Here is a 17021-nt window from a genome sequence, read left to right as displayed (position 1 = left end):
CTTCTCCTTGCTCGGTGGATGACGGCGCCCTGTCGGCGTCACAGATATCGACCCGGGCCGACGCCGGAACTCATCGCGGCCGCGGTCCGGAGCGTGCATCCGTTTCGGGATGCCGACAGCCTTTCCGGCCGGCCGGAACCGGTGTCAGGTTCTGGAAAGAGGTGTCAGGTCGCTGCCGTCCGTGAGATCACGAACCTCCGCGTACCGGGCGCGCACGGCCGGGACCGGGTCCGCCTCGTAGCGCCGCACGCCGCCACCCTCCCACCGGGGTGGTTCGGTGCCGCCGGCCAGCACCCAGGCGGCCTGCCGGGCCGCGCCGGCTGCGACGTACTCGCCCGGCTCCGGCACCTCCACCGGGACCCCGAGGATGCCGGGCGCGAGTTCGCGCAGCGCCCGGGAACGGGCGCCGCCGCCGACGAGCAGCACCCGCCGCACCGGCACGCCCTGCGCGGTGATGTGGTCGAGACCGTCCGCGAGCGAGCACAGCAGTCCCTCCACGGCCGCGCGCGCCAGGTGTTCCCGTGTCGAATTCGTCAGGCGCAGGCCGTGGATCGCGCCCGTGGCGCCGGGCCGGTTGGGGGTGCGCTCGCCCTCGAGGTACGGCACCAGCACGAGACCGCCGGCGCCGGGCGGGGCCGACAGCGCGAGCCGCGACAGTTCGTCGTGGTCGACCCCGAGCAGCGCGGCCGTGGCGTCGAGGACCCGCGCCGCGTTGAGGGTGCACACGAGCGGCAGGTGCCGGCCGGTGGCGTCGGCGAAGCCGGCGACGAGCCCGGACGGATCGCGGCTCGGGGTGGCCGAGACGGCCGAGACCACGCCCGAGGTGCCGACGGAGACGATCACGTCGCCCTCGTGCGCGCCGAGGGCGAGGGCCGCGGCGGCGTTGTCCCCGGCACCGGGTCCGAGGGCGGCGCCCGCGACCGTCTCCCCGACCCGTTCGGCCGGTCCGGCCACCCGGGGCAGCACGGGCCGGCGGCCACGCAGCGCGAGGTCGAGCAGGTCGGTGCGGTAGGAGCCGTCGGCGGCACTGTAGTAGCCGGTGCCGCTGGCGTCGCTGCGGTCGGTGACGAGCGCGCCGACGCCGGAGGCTCCCGCGAGCTGCCACGTGAGCCAGTCGTGCGGCAGGCACAGTGCCGCAGCGCGGTCGGCGTGGCCCGGTTCGTGGTCGGCGAGCCAGCGCGCCTTGGCGACGGTGATCGCGGCGAGCGGCACCACCCCCACGGCGTCGGCCCACGCCTGCCCGCCGCCGAGGTCGGCGACGAGGTCGGCGGCGGCCGCGGCCGAGCGGGTGTCGTTCCACAGCAGCGCCGGGCGCACCACCGTCCCGGTCTCGTCGAGGGTCACCAGCCCGTGCTGCTGACCGCCGACCGACACCGCGGCGACGTCGTCGAGCCCGCCCGCGGCGGCGACGGCGCGGTCGAGGGCGTCCGCCCAGGCGCGCGGGTCGACCTCGGTGCCGTCGGGATGCGGGGCACGGCCCTCCCGCACGACGTGACCGGTGCGCGCGTCGCAGACGAGCACCTTGCAGGACTGGGTGGACGAGTCGATCCCGGCGACGAGCGTCACCTCTGCTCCTTCGGGTCGGCGTCCCGCTCCCCGCGGGTCGGCAGGTCCGCACCCAGGCGCGCGACGGTGAGCGCCGCGGTGCGCGCGGCGACGTCGAGGGCCGCGCGCAGCGCGTCCGGTTCGATTCCGTGCAGGCCCTCGCGGTCGCCGAGCAGTTCCTGCGTCCACAGGGCGTCGAGCAGACCGGCCATGAATGCGTCGCCGGCGCCGACGGTGTCGACGACCTCGACGGGGTGCGCGGCGACGTCGACGGCGCCGGACCGCGCGACGGCGACGGCACCGCCCGCGCCGAGGGTCACCGCGACGAGCGCCGGGCCGAGGGCGAGCCACTCCTGCGCGACGTCGCGGGGGTCGCGGTCGGGGGCGAACCAGCGCAGGTCCTCGTCGCTGGCCTTGACGACGTCGGCGCCCGCGACGAAGCGGGTGATGCGGTCGCGGGTGCGCGGGTCGTCGCCGACGAGGGCGGGCCGGACATTGGGGTCGTAGCTGATGGTCGCGGTGGGCACGTACCGGTCGAGCAGCGCGGCGACGGCCTCGCAGCCGGGTTCGAGCAGGGCCGCGATCGACCCGGTGTGCACGTGCCCCGCGCCGGGCTCCGGGCGTGGATCGGGCAGTTGCCACTCGAGGTCGAACTCGTAGGTGGCGGCGCCGTTCTCGTCCAGGGTGGCGGTCGCCGTGGGGGTGCGCGGCGCGGTACTGCTGCCGGCGGCGAGCCGCACCGAGGAGTCGGCGAGGTGGCGAACGATGCGGCGGCCCCGGTCGTCGTCGCCGATGTGGGTGACGAATTCGACGTCGCGGCCCAGGCGGCCGAGGCCGACGGCGACGTTGAGCGGGCTGCCGCCGACGTGTTCGACGAGCCGGGCCGGGCCGCGCCGGACGATGTCGACGAGGGCCTCGCCGAGGACGAGGACGTGCCCGTTCACGATCCGACCCTGCTGCGGAGGGCCTCGAGCGTGGCGCGGGCGCCGTTGCGGTGCAGGGAGTCGAGCGCCCACCGGTAGGCGTCCACGAACCGCGGCTCGTCGGCGAGATCACCGAAGACGGAGCGGTTCTCGAGGAAGGCGGTCGGATTCCCGCGCTGGCTGCGGGCGAGGGGTCCGAGGGTGCCGGCGAGCCGGTCGACGACCTCGATGCGTTCGCCGGCCTCGTCGGTGCCCTCGGCGTAGCGGGCCCAGCTGGCCACGACGGCGGCGGCCAGGCGCACCGACCCGCCCGTCGCGAGGTTCTCCCGCACGACGGGCAGCAGCCATTTCGGGATGCGGTCGGAGGATTCGGCGCACAGCCGGGCGACGGTGTCGCGGATCTCGGGGTTGGCGAAGCGCTCGATCAAGGTGCGCTTGTACTGCGCGAGATCGATGCCGGGCACCGGACGCAAGGTGGGGGTGGCCTCGGCGTCCATGTACTCGAGCAGGAACTCCGCGAACAACGGGTCCTGCGCGGCCTCGTGCACGTAGCGGTAGCCGCACAGGTGCGCGAAGTAGGCCAGTGCCTGGTGACTCGCGTTGAGCAGGCGCAGTTTCATCAGTTCGTACGGGGCGACGTCGTCGACGAGTTGCACCCCCGCCTCGTCGAATGCCGGCCGGCCGCAGGAGAAGTCGTCCTCGAGCACCCAGGAGGTGAACGGCTCGGCGACGACGGGCCAGCGATCGCGGACGCCGAAGCGGGCGTCGAGTTCGGGGGCGATGTCGTCGGTCGTGACCGGGGTGATGCGGTCGACCATCGAGTTGGGGAACCGGGTGTGCTCGCGCATCCAGTCGGCGAGACCGGGGTCGACGAGCGCGGCGAAGGACGTGAAGGCCCGCCGCGCGACGGTGCCGTTGCCCTCGATGTTGTCGCAGGACATGATCGTCGGCGACGGCAGCCCGCGTTCGCGCCGGCGCGCGAGGGCGGCGGTGACGAGCCCGAAGACGGTGGCGGGCACGTCGGGGTGCTCGACGTCGCGGCGGACGGCGGGGTCGTCGACGTCGAACTCGCCGGTGTCGTGGCGGATGTTGTAGCCGCCCTCGGTGACGGTGAGCGAGACGATGCGCGTGGTGGGCGCCGCGATCAGCTCGATCACCGCCTCGGGATCCTCGGGTGCGTAACGGTAGTCGACGATCGAACCGATCACCCGCGGTTCCCATGTGCCGTCGGGGTGGCGCAGGATCAGGGTGTAGAGGCCGTCCTGGGCGGCGAGGGCGTGGCGCATGCGGCGGTCGCCGGGCATGACGCCGACACCGCAGATGCCCCAGTTGCGGGCGCCCGCGCCTTCGAGCAACCGGTCGACGTACATCGCCTGATGGGCACGATGGAATCCGCCGACCCCGAAATGCACGATGCCGACGCCGATGTCGCGGCGCGGGTACGTCGGGCCGGGGACGGGCAGGGCGGTCAGGGCGTTCTCCCCCAGGTCCATGTCGGGGCTCCTTACGTGTCGTCGCCGGGGTGGACCCGCACGACGGTCTTGATGTTGCCGGGTGTCCGGTCGGATTCGAGTGCTTCGGCCGCCCGCTCGAGCGGGAACCGGGCGGTGACCATCGCGTCGAGGTCGACGCGGCCGGTGGCGGCGAGGGCGACGGCCGTCGGCCAGGTGTGGGCGTACCGGAAGACGCCGGTGAGGACCAGCTCGCGGTTCTGGATCAGCTGGACCGGCAGGTTCATCGTCTCGGCGCCGGAGCCGACGAGGACGACGGCGCCGGCGGGCCGCACGGCCCGCATCGCGGTGGCGACCGCGGCGGGGGCGCCGGAGGCGTCGATGTAGGCGTCGACGTGCAGGTCGGTGACGTCGTCGGTGCGCGGGTCGAGGGCGGTGGTCGCCCCGAACTTCCGGGCCAGCGCGCGACGGTCCGCGTCGAGGTCGGTGACGACGATGTCGGTGGCGCCGAAGGCGCGGGCGACCTGCGCGGTGACGATGCCGATGGGGCCGGCGCCGGTGACGAGCACCCGGGATCCGGCGGTGACGCCCGCCTTGCGGACGGCGGCGATGCCCACGGACAGCGGTTCGCAGAGGGCGGCCGCGTCGTCGGAGACGGCGTCGGGGACGGGATGGGCGAATTCCGCCCCGATGGTGACGTAGTCGCAGAAGGCGCCGTCGACGGGTGGGGTGGCGTAGAACCGCATGTGCGGGCAGAGGTTGTAGCGACCGCGCCGGGTTTCCTCGGTGGTCGGGTCGGGTCGCTGCGGCTCGATCGACACGCGCTGCCCGATCCGTTCGGCGGGGACGCCGGCACCGACCGCGGCGATCGTGCCGGAGGCCTCGTGGCCGAGGACGAGCGGGGCCTCGACGACGAATTCACCGATGCGGCCCTCGCGGTAGTAGTGCGTGTCCGATCCGCACACGCCGACCGTGGTGACCCGGACGAGCACGTCGCCGGGTGCGGGTTCGGGGACCGGGCGCTCGCGCATCTCGATCCGTCCGGGTTCGACCAGGACGGCGGCGCGCATGCGCTCCGGGATCGACGGGGGTGTTGTGTGGGTCACAGTGCCGATGCTAGCGTACTGAGCAGATGAACGCACCCATGAGCATTTGCTCACGCTCCACCGACTTCGCCGGTTCCCCGGCCCGAGTCCCTCCGACCCAGGAGATGACGTGACCGTCCCCCACGCGACGAACCCGCCCGCGGCCACCGCGGCACCGGAGGATCTGCGCCTGGCGTTGCGCGCCGCGACGCTGTACTACCTCGACGGCCTCACCCAGGCCGAGGTCGCGACGCGCCTGGGCGTCTCCCGCCCGACGGCGGGACGGCTCGTCGCCCGGGCCCGGGCCCAGGGCCTGGTGCGCATCGAGGTGAATGTGCCGGCCAACCTGCGCGACGACCTGCACGCCGACGAGGAACGCGCGCTCGAGGAGCGTTTCGGCCTGCTCGAGGCCGTCGTCGTCGGCGACGGGGTGGACGCAGCCGGCCCGCTCGACGAGGCCGCCAGCTTCGCGGGCGTCGGACGGGCCGCCGCCGCCCTGATCAGCCGGCGGATCCGCGCGACCGACACCCTCGGGTTCACGTGGGGGCCGGAGACCGTGGCCGTCGCGCAGGCCCTCCCGCCGGGCGGGGCCGCATGCGCGACGATCGTCCAGCTCGACGGCGCCGTCACCACCTCCGACTACCAGACCGGCGCCGAGTACGTGCTCGGGCGCTGCGCGGAACAGTTGCAGGCCAAGATGGTCCGGCTCCCGGTCCCCCTGTACGCCGACCCCGCGACGGTCGCGTCCCTGCGGGCCGACTCCATGATCTCCCGCGCCCTGGACGTCGGCCGCCGCGCCGACATGATGATGTTCGGTGTGGGGGCGGTGTCCACGTCGACCACCTTGTTCGAGGGCAGCTATCTCGACACCGCCATGCTCGACACCCTCACCGACCTCGGCGCGGTCGGGGAGATCGCGGGACGGTTCTTCCACGCCGACGGCACGGCCGTGGGCGGGGATCTCGACCGTCGCGCCGTGTCGGTCTCGCTCGACGACATCCGCGCCTGCCCGGCCGCGGTCCTCGTCACCGGCGGGGCCGCCAAACACCAGGCCGCGCTGGGAGCGCTGCGCGGCGGCCTGGTCACCATGCTCGTATGCGACATTGAGTGCGCACGTTGGCTACTCGACCGATGACACCACCGGAGAGACCGGAGAAGAGGCGACGATCGGTGAACAGATCCAGAAGAACCACCCGCATGCTGGCGGCCGGGGCCGGGGCGCTCAGCCTCACGCTCAGCGGCTGCGCCGGCGCCGGCTCGCTCGGCGCCTCCGACCAGACCGTCACCATCGCGATGGTGTCGAACTCCCAGATGCAGGACGCCCAGCAACTCGCCGCCCAGTTCGAGGCCGAGAACCCGGACATCGACCTGCGGTTCGTCACCCTCTCGGAGAACCAGGCCCGCGCGAAGATCACGGCCTCCACCGCGATGGGCGGCGGCGAGTTCGACGTGGTGATGATCAGCAACTACGAGACACCGCAGTGGGCGGCGAACGGGTGGCTGACCAACCTCTCCGAGTACGCCCGGCAGACGGAGGGCTACGACGAGGACGACTTCATTCCCACCCTGCGCGACTCGCTGTCCTACGAGGGCGACATGTACTCGGTGCCGTTCTACGGCGAGTCGTCGTTCCTGATGTACCGCAAGGACCTGTTCGAGCAGGCCGGGATCGTCCTGTCCCCCACCCCCACCTGGGACGAGGTTGCCGCCGCCGCCCGGCTCGACACCCCCGACACCGCCGGGATCTGCCTGCGCGGCAAGCCCGGCTGGGGTGAGGTGCTCGCCCCGCTGAACACCGTGATCAACACCTTCGGCGGCCGCTGGTACGACGAGGACTGGAACGCGCAGCTCACCAGCCCCGAGGTCGTCGAGGCGGTGCAGTTCTACGTCGACCTGGTCCGCGAGCACGGCCAGCCCGGCGCCGCCACGAGCGGTTTCAGCGAATGCGCCACGCAGCTTGCGCAGGGCCGGGTCGCGATGTGGTACGACTCCACCTCGGCGGTCTCCACCCTCGAGGACCCGGCGTCGAGCAACGTCGTCGGAAAGATCGGGTACGCCCCGGCACCGATCCGGGTCAAGGACGATGCGGGCTGGCTCTACAGCTGGTCGCTCGGCATCCCCGTCGACAGCGACAACGCGGACTCCGCGTGGCGGTTCGTCTCGTGGATGACGAGCAAGGAGTACCTGCGCACCGTCGGGGAGACCCTCGGCTGGGAGCGGGTACCGCCGGGCAGCCGGCTGTCGACCTACGAGATCCCCGAATACCGCGAGGCCGCAGCCGCATACGGGCCGCTCACCCTCGAGTCCATCGAGAGCGCGACGCCGGACGCCCCGACGGTCGAGCCGGTGCCCTACACCGGTGTCCAGTTCCTGGCCATCCCCGAGTTCCAGGACCTCGGAACCCGGGTGAGCCAGCAGATCAGCGCCGCGATCGCGGGCCAGAAGACCGTCACCGAGGCACTGGAACAGGCGCAGGAGTACGCCGACGTGGTCGGCGCCACCTACCGAGAGGATCAGCGATGACAACCCTGGCGGTCGGCGCCTCCACCGCCGACGACTCGGAGCGCATCCGCCGGGTGCGCGACGCCAAGAGCGACGCGGTCTCCCGCGCGGAGGGCTGGCGCCGACGCGGGCCCCTGCTGCCTGCCCTGATCTTCATGATCGTGGTGACCCAGATCCCGTTCGTGTTCACCCTCTACTACTCGACGCAGTCGTGGAACCTGGTGCGCCCGGGCTCACGCAGCTTCGTCGGCCTGCAGAACTACGCGGACGTCTTCCGCGACAGTCAGTTCCGCGAGGTGGCGGTCAACACCGTGGTCCTCATCGTCGGCACGGTGCTGATCTCCGTCGTGCTGGGCCTGCTCCTCGCGCTGCTGCTCGACCGGGTCTTCCTCGGCCGCGGCATCGTTCGCACCCTGCTCATCACCCCGTTTCTCGTCACCCCCGTCGCCGGCGCACTGATCTGGAAGACCGCGATGTTCGACCCGGTGTTCGGCATCGTCAACTTCGTGCTCTCCCCGTTCGGCGTGGGGCAGATCGACTGGGTCAGCCGCTACCCGCTCGCCGCGGTGATGGCGAACCTGGTGTGGCAGTGGACCCCGTTCATGATGCTGCTCATCCTGGCCGGTCTGCAGTCGATGCCGCGGGACATCCTCGAGGCCGGGCGGGTCGACGGGGCGGGCGCCTTCGCCCTGTTCCGCGAGCTGACGCTGCCGCACCTGCGGCGGTTCATCGAACTCGGCGCCGTGCTCGGCGCGATCCACCTGGTCAACACGTTCGACGCCATCTACATGATGACCCAGGGCGGACCGGGCACCGCGAGTTCCAACCTGCCCTTCTACATCTATCAGCGCGCGTTCCTCGGCTTCGACATCGGCCAGGCCGCCGCCATGGGCGTGGTGGTCGTCGTCGCCACCATCGTCGTGGCCACCGTCGCGCTGCGGCTGATCTTCACATCGTTCACCGGCAAGGAGGAGGCCGCCTGATGAGCACCACCGCCCCCACCGCACAACAGGTTCCCACACCGGAGACCGTCCCGGTTGGAACCCGGAAACGCAAGCACCGCAAGGCCAATCCGTGGGGCGTCGTCGCCTGGATCGCCGCCCTGGGGTTCTTCTTCCCCGTGTTCTGGATGGTGCTCACCGCCTTCAAGCAGGAGGCCGACGCCTATTCCGATCCGCCGAAGTTCTCCTTCACGCCCACCCTCGACCAGTTCCGCGCCGTGTTCGACACCGGAGTCGGTGTCAGCCTGCTCAACTCGGCGTTCGCCACGGGCGTGTCGACGATCCTCGTCCTGCTGCTCGGCGTGCCCGCCGCGTTCGCCCTGTCGCTGCGGCCGGTGCGCAAGACCAAGGACGCCCTGTTCTTCTTCATCAGCACGAAGATGCTGCCGATCGTCGCCGCGATCATCCCGCTGTACGTGATCGTCGCGAACATCGGTCTGCTCGACAACATCTGGGCACTGATCATCCTCTACACCGCGATGAACCTGCCGATCGCGGTGTGGATGATGCGCTCGTTCTTCCTCGAGGTGCCGGGCGAGCTGCTCGAGGCCGCGAGCATGGACGGCGCGAACCTGTGGACGTCGGTGCGGGAGGTGATCCTGCCGCTCGTCTCGCCCGGCATCGCCGCCACCGCCCTGATCTGCGTCATCTTCTCCTGGAACGAGTTCTTCTTCGCCGTGAACCTCACGGCGGTGCAGGCGCAGACCATTCCCGTGTTCCTCGTCGGCTTCATCACCGGCGAGGGCCTGTACTGGGCCCGCCTGTCCGCGGCCGCCACGATGGCGGCGCTGCCCGTCGTCCTGGCCGGCTGGCTCGCCCAGAACAAGCTCGTGCGCGGCCTGTCGTTCGGCGCGATCAAGTAACTCCCCCACTCACTTTCCGAAGGAACCGTCATGGCCGAGATCACCTACCGCAACGCGTCGTGCCTCTACGAGAACTCCGACACCCTCGCCGTCGACTCCCTGAACCTGGACATCCAGGACGGAGAATTCGTCGTCCTGGTCGGGCCGTCCGGCTCCGGCAAGAGCACCGCCCTGCGGATGCTCGCCGGGCTCGAGGACATCGACGAGGGCTCGATCAGCATCGGCGGCCGCGACATGGTCGGCGTGCCGTCGAAGGATCGTGACATCGCGATGGTCTTCCAGAACTACGCCCTCTACCCGAACAAGACCGTCGCCGAGAACATGGGCTTCGCGCTGAAGATGCGCGGCGTCGGCGCCGACGAGCGGCGCCGCAAGGTCGAACAGGCGGCGAAGCTGCTCGACCTCACCGACTACCTGGACCGCAAACCCGCCAAGCTCTCCGGCGGGCAGCGGCAGCGCGTCGCGATGGGCCGCGCGATCGTCCGCGAACCGCAGGTGTTCTGCATGGACGAACCGCTGTCCAACCTCGACGCCAAGCTGCGCGTGCAGACCCGCACCCAGATCGCCGCGCTGCAGCGGCGTCTCGGCACCACCACCGTGTACGTCACGCACGATCAGGTCGAGGCGATGACCATGGGCGACCGGGTGGCGGTGCTGCGCGGCGGCAAGCTCCAGCAGTTCTCCTCCCCCACCGAGCTGTACGACCGGCCCGCCAACGCATTCGTCGCCGGGTTCATCGGCTCGCCCGCAATGAACCTGCTCGACGCCCGGATCGTCGACGGCGGCGTGCAGATCGGCAGCACCGTCGTCGATGTCGAACGCGACCGCATCGCCTCGCTGCACCGCGCCGGACTCGAGACCGTCACCGTCGGGATCCGGCCCGAACAGCTCGAGATCACGGACGGCGACGGCGTCGAGACCATCGTCGAACTCGTCGAGGAACTCGGCAGCGAGTCGTACGTGTACACCCGCGTCGCGCGCAGCGACACCCCCCTCGTCGCACGCTCGCTCACCCGCACCCCGGCCCGGCTGGCGGACACGATCCGGCTGCGCAAGCGGGAGGGCACGGTGCACCTGTTCCATCCGGCGACCGGTGAACGCGTCGGCGACTGACCCTCCGGCTGTACACCCGCGCCGGAACCGGCGGTACACCCGCGCCGGAACCGGCGATGGTCGGTACGGTCGGGGCGTGCTCTTCTCGACGATCGTTGCCACCTCGCAGGCCGTCGGTGCCACCCGGTCGCGGCGGGCCAAGGTGGAGGAACTGCGCGCCCTCCTCGCCGTCCTCGACCCCGGGGAGGTCGAGCCCGTGGTGTCGTGGCTGGCGGGTGAACCACGTCAGGGCCGGATCGGCGTGGGATGGCGCACCCTCGCCGGATCCCGCATCGACCCGTCCGACGAGCCGTCGCTGACCGTCGCCGACGTCGACCGGGCCTTCACCGAGCTCGCCGGCCTGTCCGGGACCGGCTCGACGGGGCGGCGGCGCGAACTGCTCGCCGGTCTGCTCGGCGCGGCCACCGCCGAGGAGCAGGATTTCCTGGTGCGGCTGCTGACCGGGGACCTGCGGCAGGGCGCGCTCGACGGAATGATGACCGACGCGGTGGCCGCCGCGGCCGGGCTGCCGGCCGAGACGGTGCGCCGGGCGTTCATGCTCTCCGGCCGGTTGCCCGCAACCGCGGCGGCCGGGCTCGGCGGCGGCGCGGACGCGCTCGCCGCCTTCCGGCTGGAGGTGGGCCGGCCGATCCGGCCCATGCTCGCCGCCCCGGCCCAGTCCCTCGCCGGTGCCCACAGCGAGTTCGGCGGCGAGGTCAGCGTCGAGTACAAGCTCGACGGCGCCCGCATCCAGGTGCACCGCCGGGGCGGGACGGTGCGGGTGTTCACCCGCACGCTGCGGGAGATCACCCGCAGCGTCCCCGAACTCGTGGAGCTGGTCGCGACGCTGCCCTGCACGTCGGTCGTGCTCGACGGCGAGACCCTGGCACTCGACCCTGCGGGCCGGCCCCGGCCGTTCCAGGAGACGATGAGCCGGTTCGGTGCCGAGTCCGCGCACGAGCTGATGCTGCACCCGTACTTCTTCGACTGCCTGCACCTCGACGGCACCGACCTGCTCGACGCGCCGCTCACCGAGCGTCTCGACGCTCTGCGGCGGGTCGCGCCGAACCATCGGATCCCGGGCGTGCTGCGGCCGGACGCGGCCACCGCGGACGCCCAGTTCGACGCCGCCCTCGCCGCCGGGCACGAGGGCGTCGTCGTCAAGGACCTCACCGCGCCCTACGCGGCGGGCCGGCGCGGCCGCGCCTGGCAGAAGGTCAAACCGGAGCACACCCTGGACCTGGTGGTACTCGGCGCCGAGTGGGGTTACGGCCGTCGCACCGGCTACCTGTCCAATCTCCATCTGGGCGCGCGGGATCCGGACGGCGGCGAGCCGATCATGGTCGGCAAGACGTTCAAGGGACTGACCGACGCCCTGCTGCAATGGCAGACCGAGGAGTTCCCTCGACACGAACGCAGCCGCGACGCGCACACCGTGTACCTGCGTCCGGAGCTGGTCGTGGAGATCGAACTCGACGGCGTACAGGTCAGCCCCCGCTACCCCGGCGGGGTGGCGCTGCGCTTCGCCCGTGTGCTGCGCTACCGCCCCGACAAGACCGCCGCCGAGGCGGATACCGTCGACGCGGTGCGCGCACTGTTACCGGTGACGGATTCCTTTCCGCAGCAACCACTTCCGTCCCATCACGAACGTTCGTGACCGGTCACGCCCGACCCTGGGCGAGTGCGTCGACCGCGGCCGCGTACATGGTGGACTTGATGGCACCGAGGGTGCCGGGGTCCTTCCCCGCGAGCAGGGTGACGAGTTCGACGGCGGCGTCGAGGACGCCGTCCGCGCCCGCCGTGCGGTCGACCAGACCGGCGGCCTCGGCCTCGAGACCGCCGTAGCGGCGACCGGTGGTCATCGCCGTGACCGCGGTCTGCGGGGTCAGCTTGGCCTGGATCAGCGCGGCCATGCCCGGCGTGAACGGGATGTGGATGTCGACCTCGGGGAAGCAGTAGTAGCCCCGGTCCGCGCGCATCACCCGGTAGTCGTGCGCGATCGCGAGCATGGCACCCGCCCCGAACGCGTGCCCGACCACGGCGGCGACCGTCGGCAGCGGGAAGGTGAGGATGCGGCCGAAGAGCGCCTGCACCCGGCCGACGTACCACTGCGCCCGATCACCGTGAGCTGTCAGCCATTCCAAGTCCAGGCCGTTGGAGTAGAACTTCCCCGTCGCCGTGGTGACGAGTGCGTGCGCGTTCTGCTGCACTTCGTCGAGGAGCCGGTCGACGGTGTCGAGCCAGTCGGGAGAGAACCGGTTCTCGTCGTCGCCGAGGTCGAGGACGGCGATCTTGTCCCGGTAGGTCAGAGTGACGGTCATCGCGAGCCTTTCGTGCGGCCGCCGCGCCCGGATGGCGCGGGCGGAGGATCGAGGGCGAGCACCGCGCGGACCGCGGCCTCGAGACGGTGGCGCATGGCCGCGTCGGGGACACGCCCGCGCCGGAGCAACAGACCTGTCGGCAGACCGACGACACAGTCCTCGACGACCGCGACCGCGCGCGCGTCGCCGCGGCCCCACAACGCCCGGGACAGGCGGACGAGCAGCGCAACCACAATCGAATCGAGCCGCCCCAGCTCCGCGGCGACGTCCGCCGGCGGGTCGGACCCGAGCAACTCCTCGCGCCGGACGGCGAGCAGGAGGCGCGAGGACTCGGGGAACAGGGCGGCGAACGCCGCGGGGGCATCGGCGGCGGCGACGACGGCGTCGATCCCCCGGTCCGGCGTCGACGCGGAGCCGAGAACCTCGTCGACCGCCGCGCGCTGCAGGTCGAGGAAGCGGTGGGCCGCGCGCAACCAGGCCCGGCCGACCAGCCCACCGCGGGAGCCGAAGGCGTGATACAGAGCCCCGTTCGACATCCCCGTGGCCGCGGCGACCGCACGCAGCGTCACCGCGCTCGCACCACCGGCCACCACCAGATTCTCGGTGGCGTCGAGAACCTCGTCGAGGTCGTGGATGCGGGGCCGGGGCACAGCGGGACCATAACAGAACGCATGCTCTATTACCAGCGGGTAACCGAACGGGGGCGCCCGGCCGGACACGGGACACCGTGCGCCTTCCGGACCGCGGTCCCGGTGAGCGGAACCCGCGCTGCCGTCCCCGCTTCGGACCGGGAGAATCCGCGTCCGACACCACCGAGGAGGCAAGCATGGAGACCGCCGGCCGTTTCGAGAACAAGGTCGCCTTCGTCACCGGCGCGGCGCGCGGTCAGGGCCGCGCCGAGGCCGTGCAGTTCGCCCGCGAGGGCGCCGACATCATCGCGGTCGACGCGTGCACCGACTTCGCCTCGACCGCCTACCCGGGCGCCACGGAGGAGGATCTCGCGGAGACGGTGCGGTTGGTCGAGAAGACGGGCCGTCGCATCGTCGCCACGACCGCGGACGTGCGGGACTTCGACGCGCTGTCGCGGGCGCTGGCCGACGGCGTCGAGCAGCTCGGCCGCCTCGACGTGGTGGTCGCGAACGCCGGCATCTGCTCGGGCGCGCTGTCGTGGGAGATCACCCTCGAGCAGTGGCGGGAGACCGTCGACGTCAACCTCACCGGCGTGTTCCACACCGCGAAGGCCGCCGTGCCCTACCTGATCGAGCAGGGCGAGGGCGGGGCGGTCGTCTTCACCAGCTCCGTCTCGGGGCTCAAGGGCACCCCCTTCACCGGCCACTACGTCGCGACCAAGCACGGCATCACCGGCCTGGCGAAGACGATGGCGAACGAACTGGGCGAGCACCGGATCCGGGTCAACACCGTCCACCCGGCCGGCGTGGAGACCGGCATGAAGGTCAGCGACCTGCACCCGCTCATCGCGAAGTACGCGACCACCCTGGGCCCGATCTACATGAACTCGCTGCCCTACGAGATCCTGCAGCCCGAGGACGTCGCGGCCGTCGTCGCGTGGGTGTGCTCCGACGAGGCGAAGTACATCACCGGCGCGCAGATCCCCGTCGACCTGGGGAACCTGATCCGCTGAGCGCCCCCACCCTGTGTGGCCGAATGTCACACCGCTTCGATCTGATCGAACGCATGTCACATTCGGCCACCCCCGTCCCCCGGCGGATACCCTCCGGAGGGTGACCTGGTCCCTGGAGTTGGTTCCCACCGCCGTCGGGGTGACCCTGCTCGTCGGGACGACGACCGCGGTGCTGTGGGGCTACCGCGCCCCGCATCACTTCGCGCCGGCGGTCGCGGTGCTGCGGGGCGCCGTGCAACTCGCCCTGATCAGTGTGGTGCTGTCCGGGGTGATCACGAGTCCCGTCTGGGTGGGGGCCGCGCTGCTGGTCATGTTCACCGTCGCCGCTGCCACCGCATCCCGCCGGATCGGCTGGAGCCCGGGGCACGTGGCCCTCGTATCCGGTGCGATGGCGCTCGGGATCGCCGTGACGCTCACGATCGTCTTCGTCACCGGCGCCATCGAGTTCTCCCCGCGGTACGTCCTGGCCATCGGCGGCATCGTCGTCGGCAACGCGATGACCATCGCGACCCTCGCGGGGCGGCGCTTCACGGAACTGACCGGGGACAACTGGGACACGGTCGAGGGCTGGCTCGCGCTCGGTGCGACGCCGCGGCAGTCCACCCGCGAGCTCACGCGACTGGCCGTCCACTCGGCGCTGATCCCGTCGACCGACCAGACCAAGACCACCGGGCTGGTGACGCTGCCGGGTGCCTTCGTCGGCGCGATCTTCGGAGGTGTGTCCCCGCTCGAGGCCGGACGCTTCCAGATCGTGGTGCTCGCCGCGATCATGGCCGCCGGAACGATCACCGCCGTCGTCCTCGTCTCCGGTCTGGCACCGGTCCGTACCCGGCCCGGCCTGCCGGACTGACCTCCCACTGCGCACCCCGGAACCGGAGGCCGGTGGGCGTAGGATCGCAGGCAACCACTCGGTGCACGTTCGGTCGCCGCAGGGAGCGAGGATGGGCACGTCGACGGTGCTCGACCACGCGCGGGCAGCGTTCCACGCGCGGGACTGGACGCGGGCGTTCGACGCGTTCCGCACCGCCGACGCGCACGAGCCCCTCACCGCCGACGACCTCGACCTGTTCGCACGGTCGGCGTATCTGGTCGGCCGGGACGACGACTGCGCGACGCTGTGCGAGCGTGCGTTCTCGGCGCATCTCGACGCCGACGACCCCGAGCGGGCCGGACTCAGTGCGTTCTGGCTCTGCTTCCTGCTGATGAACCGTGGGGAGGTGGCGCGCGCCGGCGGCTGGCTCGCCCGGGCCCAGCACCTGACCGAGCCCGGGCGCCCGGACTGCGCGACACGCGGCCTCCTGATGCTGCCGGCGGCGGTGCAGGACATGCATGCGAACCGGCCGGCCGACGCCCTGCCCTCGTTCACCGCCGCCCAGGCGATCGGCCGAGCCTGCGGCGACGCCGACCTCGTCGCGCTGAGCACCCTCGGCATCGGGCAGTGCCGCATCCTGCTCGGCGACGTCGCCGGCGGTCTCGGCACCCTGGACGAGGTGATGGTCGGCGTGAGCCTCGACGAGGTCTCGCCGGTCGTGGCCGGACTGGTGTACTGCGCGGTCATCGAGGCCTGCCAGGGCACGTTCGAGCTGCAGCGGGCCAGGGAATGGACGCGGGCACTCGGCCGCTGGTGCGACGCCCAGCCCGGCCTCGTTCCCTTCCGGGGACAGTGCCTCGTACACCGCGCGGAGATCCTGCAACTCGAGGGCGCCTGGACGGAGGCCATGGACCTGGCCCGGCTCGCGTTCCGGCGGCTGTCGGACCCACCGGGTCAACCGGCCGTCGGCATGGCCCTGTACGAACAGGGCGAACTGCACCGGTTGCGCGGCGAGTTCGACGAGGCCGAGGACGCCTACCGCCGCGCCGGGCGGCTCGGCCGCGAGATCCAGCCGGGCATGGCGCTGCTGCGTCTGCGCCAGGGCGACACCGACGCGGCGCTCGCCGGGATCCGGCGGGCGCTCGGCGAATCGCTTCCGCTCTATCGTCCGCGGCTGCTGGCGGGCCACGCGGAGATCGCGCTCGCCGTCGGCGACGTCGCGGCCGCGCGCCGCAGCGCCGACGAACTCGCGGCGCTGGCCGGAGAACAGGACGCTCCGGCGTTGAGCGCGATCGCCGAGCAGGTCACCGGCGCCGTCCTGCTCGCCGAGGGCGCACCGCGCGCTGCCCTCGACCGGCTGCGCCGCTCGTGCGGGCTCTGGCGCGGCTTCGAGGCGCCCTACGAGTGCGCGCGGGTGCGGGTGCTGCAGGGCCGGTGCTGTGACGCGCTCGGCGACGCCGAGACGGCGCGGCTCGAGTACGAGGCCGCGGCGGCGACGTTCCGGGACCTGCACGCCGAGCCGGACCTGCGGGACCTCGCGCGGAGGCCGGGGCGCCCGGCCGCGCGGGGCCGGCTGACCACCCGCGAGATCGAGGTGCTGCGGGCCGTCGCCACGGGGAAGACCAACCGCGCCGTGGCCCGTGAACTCGTGTTGAGCGAGAAGACCGTGGCGCGGCACCTGAGCAACATCTTCACCAAGCTCGACGTGTCGTCCCGGGCGGCCGCGACGGCATACGCGTACGAGCACCACCTGCTCTGAGCTGCACAGAACTACCCATCCGGGTC

Annotated in this window: 15 protein-coding genes; 9 read left to right on the top strand and 6 right to left on the bottom strand. The window is 72.1% G+C overall.

Annotated elements, in window-relative coordinates; translation table 11 throughout:
* Nucleotides 1-144: 144 nt before the first annotated feature.
* From xylB to RR3_RS00755, 4 genes are read right to left on the bottom strand one after another with little or no spacing between them, the layout of a single operon-like run.
* On the bottom strand, nucleotides 145-1566 hold the full coding sequence (gene xylB / locus RR3_RS00770; protein WP_064065822.1) for a xylulokinase: 1422 nt from the start codon (nucleotides 1564-1566) through the stop codon (nucleotides 145-147).
* The gene (locus RR3_RS00765; protein ID WP_064065821.1) at nucleotides 1563-2489 is read right to left on the bottom strand and encodes a carbohydrate kinase family protein; all 927 of its coding nucleotides are present in this window, start codon (nucleotides 2487-2489) and stop codon (nucleotides 1563-1565) included. Before RR3_RS00765 ends, xylB begins: the two co-directional genes overlap by 4 nt.
* On the bottom strand, nucleotides 2486-3961 hold the full coding sequence (locus RR3_RS00760; RefSeq protein ID WP_064065820.1) for a mannitol dehydrogenase family protein: 1476 nt from the start codon (nucleotides 3959-3961) through the stop codon (nucleotides 2486-2488). The genes RR3_RS00765 and RR3_RS00760 overlap by 4 nt, the downstream gene beginning before the upstream one ends.
* An 11-nt stretch (nucleotides 3962-3972) precedes the next feature.
* Nucleotides 3973-4989, bottom strand: coding sequence for an NAD(P)-dependent alcohol dehydrogenase (locus tag RR3_RS00755; protein WP_040275341.1), 1017 nt, complete (start codon nucleotides 4987-4989; stop codon nucleotides 3973-3975).
* Between the two features lie 145 nt (nucleotides 4990-5134).
* Here RR3_RS00755 and RR3_RS00750 point away from each other — a divergent pair, with 145 nt between their 5' ends.
* The 6 genes from RR3_RS00750 (at nucleotide 5135) to RR3_RS00725 (ending at nucleotide 12119) form a co-directional block, all read left to right on the top strand.
* Entirely contained in the window at nucleotides 5135-6139 is a 1005-nt protein-coding gene (locus RR3_RS00750) for a sugar-binding transcriptional regulator (RefSeq protein ID WP_010592527.1), read from the top strand.
* Nucleotides 6140-6201: 62 nt separating this feature from the next.
* Nucleotides 6202-7527 carry an ABC transporter substrate-binding protein gene (locus RR3_RS00745; RefSeq protein WP_064065819.1) on the top strand — a complete coding sequence of 442 codons (1326 nt, stop codon included), beginning with the start codon at nucleotides 6202-6204 and terminating at the stop codon, nucleotides 7525-7527.
* Entirely contained in the window at nucleotides 7524-8489 is a 966-nt protein-coding gene (locus tag RR3_RS00740) for a carbohydrate ABC transporter permease (RefSeq protein ID WP_010592529.1), read from the top strand. The genes RR3_RS00745 and RR3_RS00740 overlap by 4 nt, the downstream gene beginning before the upstream one ends.
* On the top strand, nucleotides 8489-9370 hold the full coding sequence (locus tag RR3_RS00735; RefSeq protein WP_010592530.1) for a carbohydrate ABC transporter permease: 882 nt from the start codon (nucleotides 8489-8491) through the stop codon (nucleotides 9368-9370). Before RR3_RS00740 ends, RR3_RS00735 begins: the two co-directional genes overlap by 1 nt.
* Nucleotides 9371-9400: 30 nt before the next feature.
* A complete protein-coding gene (locus tag RR3_RS00730) occupies nucleotides 9401-10483 on the top strand; it encodes an ABC transporter ATP-binding protein (RefSeq protein WP_010592531.1) in 1083 nt (360 codons plus the stop codon).
* A 76-nt stretch (nucleotides 10484-10559) separates the two neighbouring features.
* Nucleotides 10560-12119, top strand: a complete 1560-nt coding sequence (locus tag RR3_RS00725) for an ATP-dependent DNA ligase (RefSeq protein ID WP_064065818.1) — start codon at nucleotides 10560-10562, stop codon at nucleotides 12117-12119.
* Nucleotides 12120-12123: 4 nt separating this feature from the next.
* Here RR3_RS00725 and RR3_RS00720 read toward each other — a convergent pair whose 3' ends face one another.
* Together RR3_RS00720 and RR3_RS00715 are read right to left on the bottom strand one after the other, a co-directional pair.
* Entirely contained in the window at nucleotides 12124-12783 is a 660-nt protein-coding gene (locus tag RR3_RS00720) for an enoyl-CoA hydratase-related protein (RefSeq protein ID WP_064065817.1), read from the bottom strand.
* Nucleotides 12780-13433: a TetR family transcriptional regulator gene (locus tag RR3_RS00715; protein WP_064065816.1), complete on the bottom strand. Its 654-nt coding sequence runs from the start codon at nucleotides 13431-13433 to the stop codon at nucleotides 12780-12782. The genes RR3_RS00720 and RR3_RS00715 overlap by 4 nt, the downstream gene beginning before the upstream one ends.
* Before the next feature lie 176 nt (nucleotides 13434-13609).
* Between RR3_RS00715 and RR3_RS00710 the strand changes: the two genes are divergently transcribed.
* The 3 genes from RR3_RS00710 (at nucleotide 13610) to RR3_RS00700 (ending at nucleotide 16995) form a co-directional block, all read left to right on the top strand.
* Nucleotides 13610-14425: a mycofactocin-coupled SDR family oxidoreductase gene (locus RR3_RS00710; protein WP_017680253.1), complete on the top strand. Its 816-nt coding sequence runs from the start codon at nucleotides 13610-13612 to the stop codon at nucleotides 14423-14425.
* 100 nt (nucleotides 14426-14525) lie between these two features.
* Nucleotides 14526-15275 carry an ABC transporter permease gene (locus tag RR3_RS00705; protein ID WP_010592536.1) on the top strand — a complete coding sequence of 250 codons (750 nt, stop codon included), beginning with the start codon at nucleotides 14526-14528 and terminating at the stop codon, nucleotides 15273-15275.
* A gap of 91 nt (nucleotides 15276-15366) precedes the next feature.
* Nucleotides 15367-16995 carry a LuxR C-terminal-related transcriptional regulator gene (locus RR3_RS00700; protein ID WP_017680254.1) on the top strand — a complete coding sequence of 543 codons (1629 nt, stop codon included), beginning with the start codon at nucleotides 15367-15369 and terminating at the stop codon, nucleotides 16993-16995.
* Nucleotides 16996-17021 lie beyond the last annotated feature (26 nt).

Source organism: Rhodococcus ruber NBRC 15591 (assembly GCF_001894945.1).
Classification (GTDB): Bacteria; Actinomycetota; Actinomycetes; order Mycobacteriales; family Mycobacteriaceae; genus Rhodococcus; species Rhodococcus ruber.
The sequence above is the reverse complement of the archived record's forward strand: the minus strand, read 5'-3'. Positions and strand labels throughout refer to the sequence as shown.

Excerpts from the sequence above, each read along its gene's own strand:
- RR3_RS00760 (WP_064065820.1), bottom strand. The coding sequence starts at position 3,961 with ATGGACCTGGGGGAGAACGCCCTGACCGCCCTGCCCGTCCCCGGCCCG.
- RR3_RS00755 (WP_040275341.1), bottom strand. The coding sequence starts at position 4,989 with ATGCGCGCCGCCGTCCTGGTCGAACCCGGACGGATCGAGATGCGCGAG.
- RR3_RS00745 (WP_064065819.1), top strand. The coding sequence starts at position 6,202 with ATGCTGGCGGCCGGGGCCGGGGCGCTCAGCCTCACGCTCAGCGGCTGC.
- RR3_RS00740 (WP_010592529.1), top strand. The coding sequence starts at position 7,524 with ATGACAACCCTGGCGGTCGGCGCCTCCACCGCCGACGACTCGGAGCGC.
- RR3_RS00735 (WP_010592530.1), top strand. The coding sequence starts at position 8,489 with ATGAGCACCACCGCCCCCACCGCACAACAGGTTCCCACACCGGAGACC.
- RR3_RS00730 (WP_010592531.1), top strand. The coding sequence starts at position 9,401 with ATGGCCGAGATCACCTACCGCAACGCGTCGTGCCTCTACGAGAACTCC.
- RR3_RS00720 (WP_064065817.1), bottom strand. The coding sequence starts at position 12,783 with ATGACCGTCACTCTGACCTACCGGGACAAGATCGCCGTCCTCGACCTC.
- RR3_RS00710 (WP_017680253.1), top strand. The coding sequence starts at position 13,610 with ATGGAGACCGCCGGCCGTTTCGAGAACAAGGTCGCCTTCGTCACCGGC.
- RR3_RS00700 (WP_017680254.1), top strand. The coding sequence starts at position 15,367 with ATGGGCACGTCGACGGTGCTCGACCACGCGCGGGCAGCGTTCCACGCG.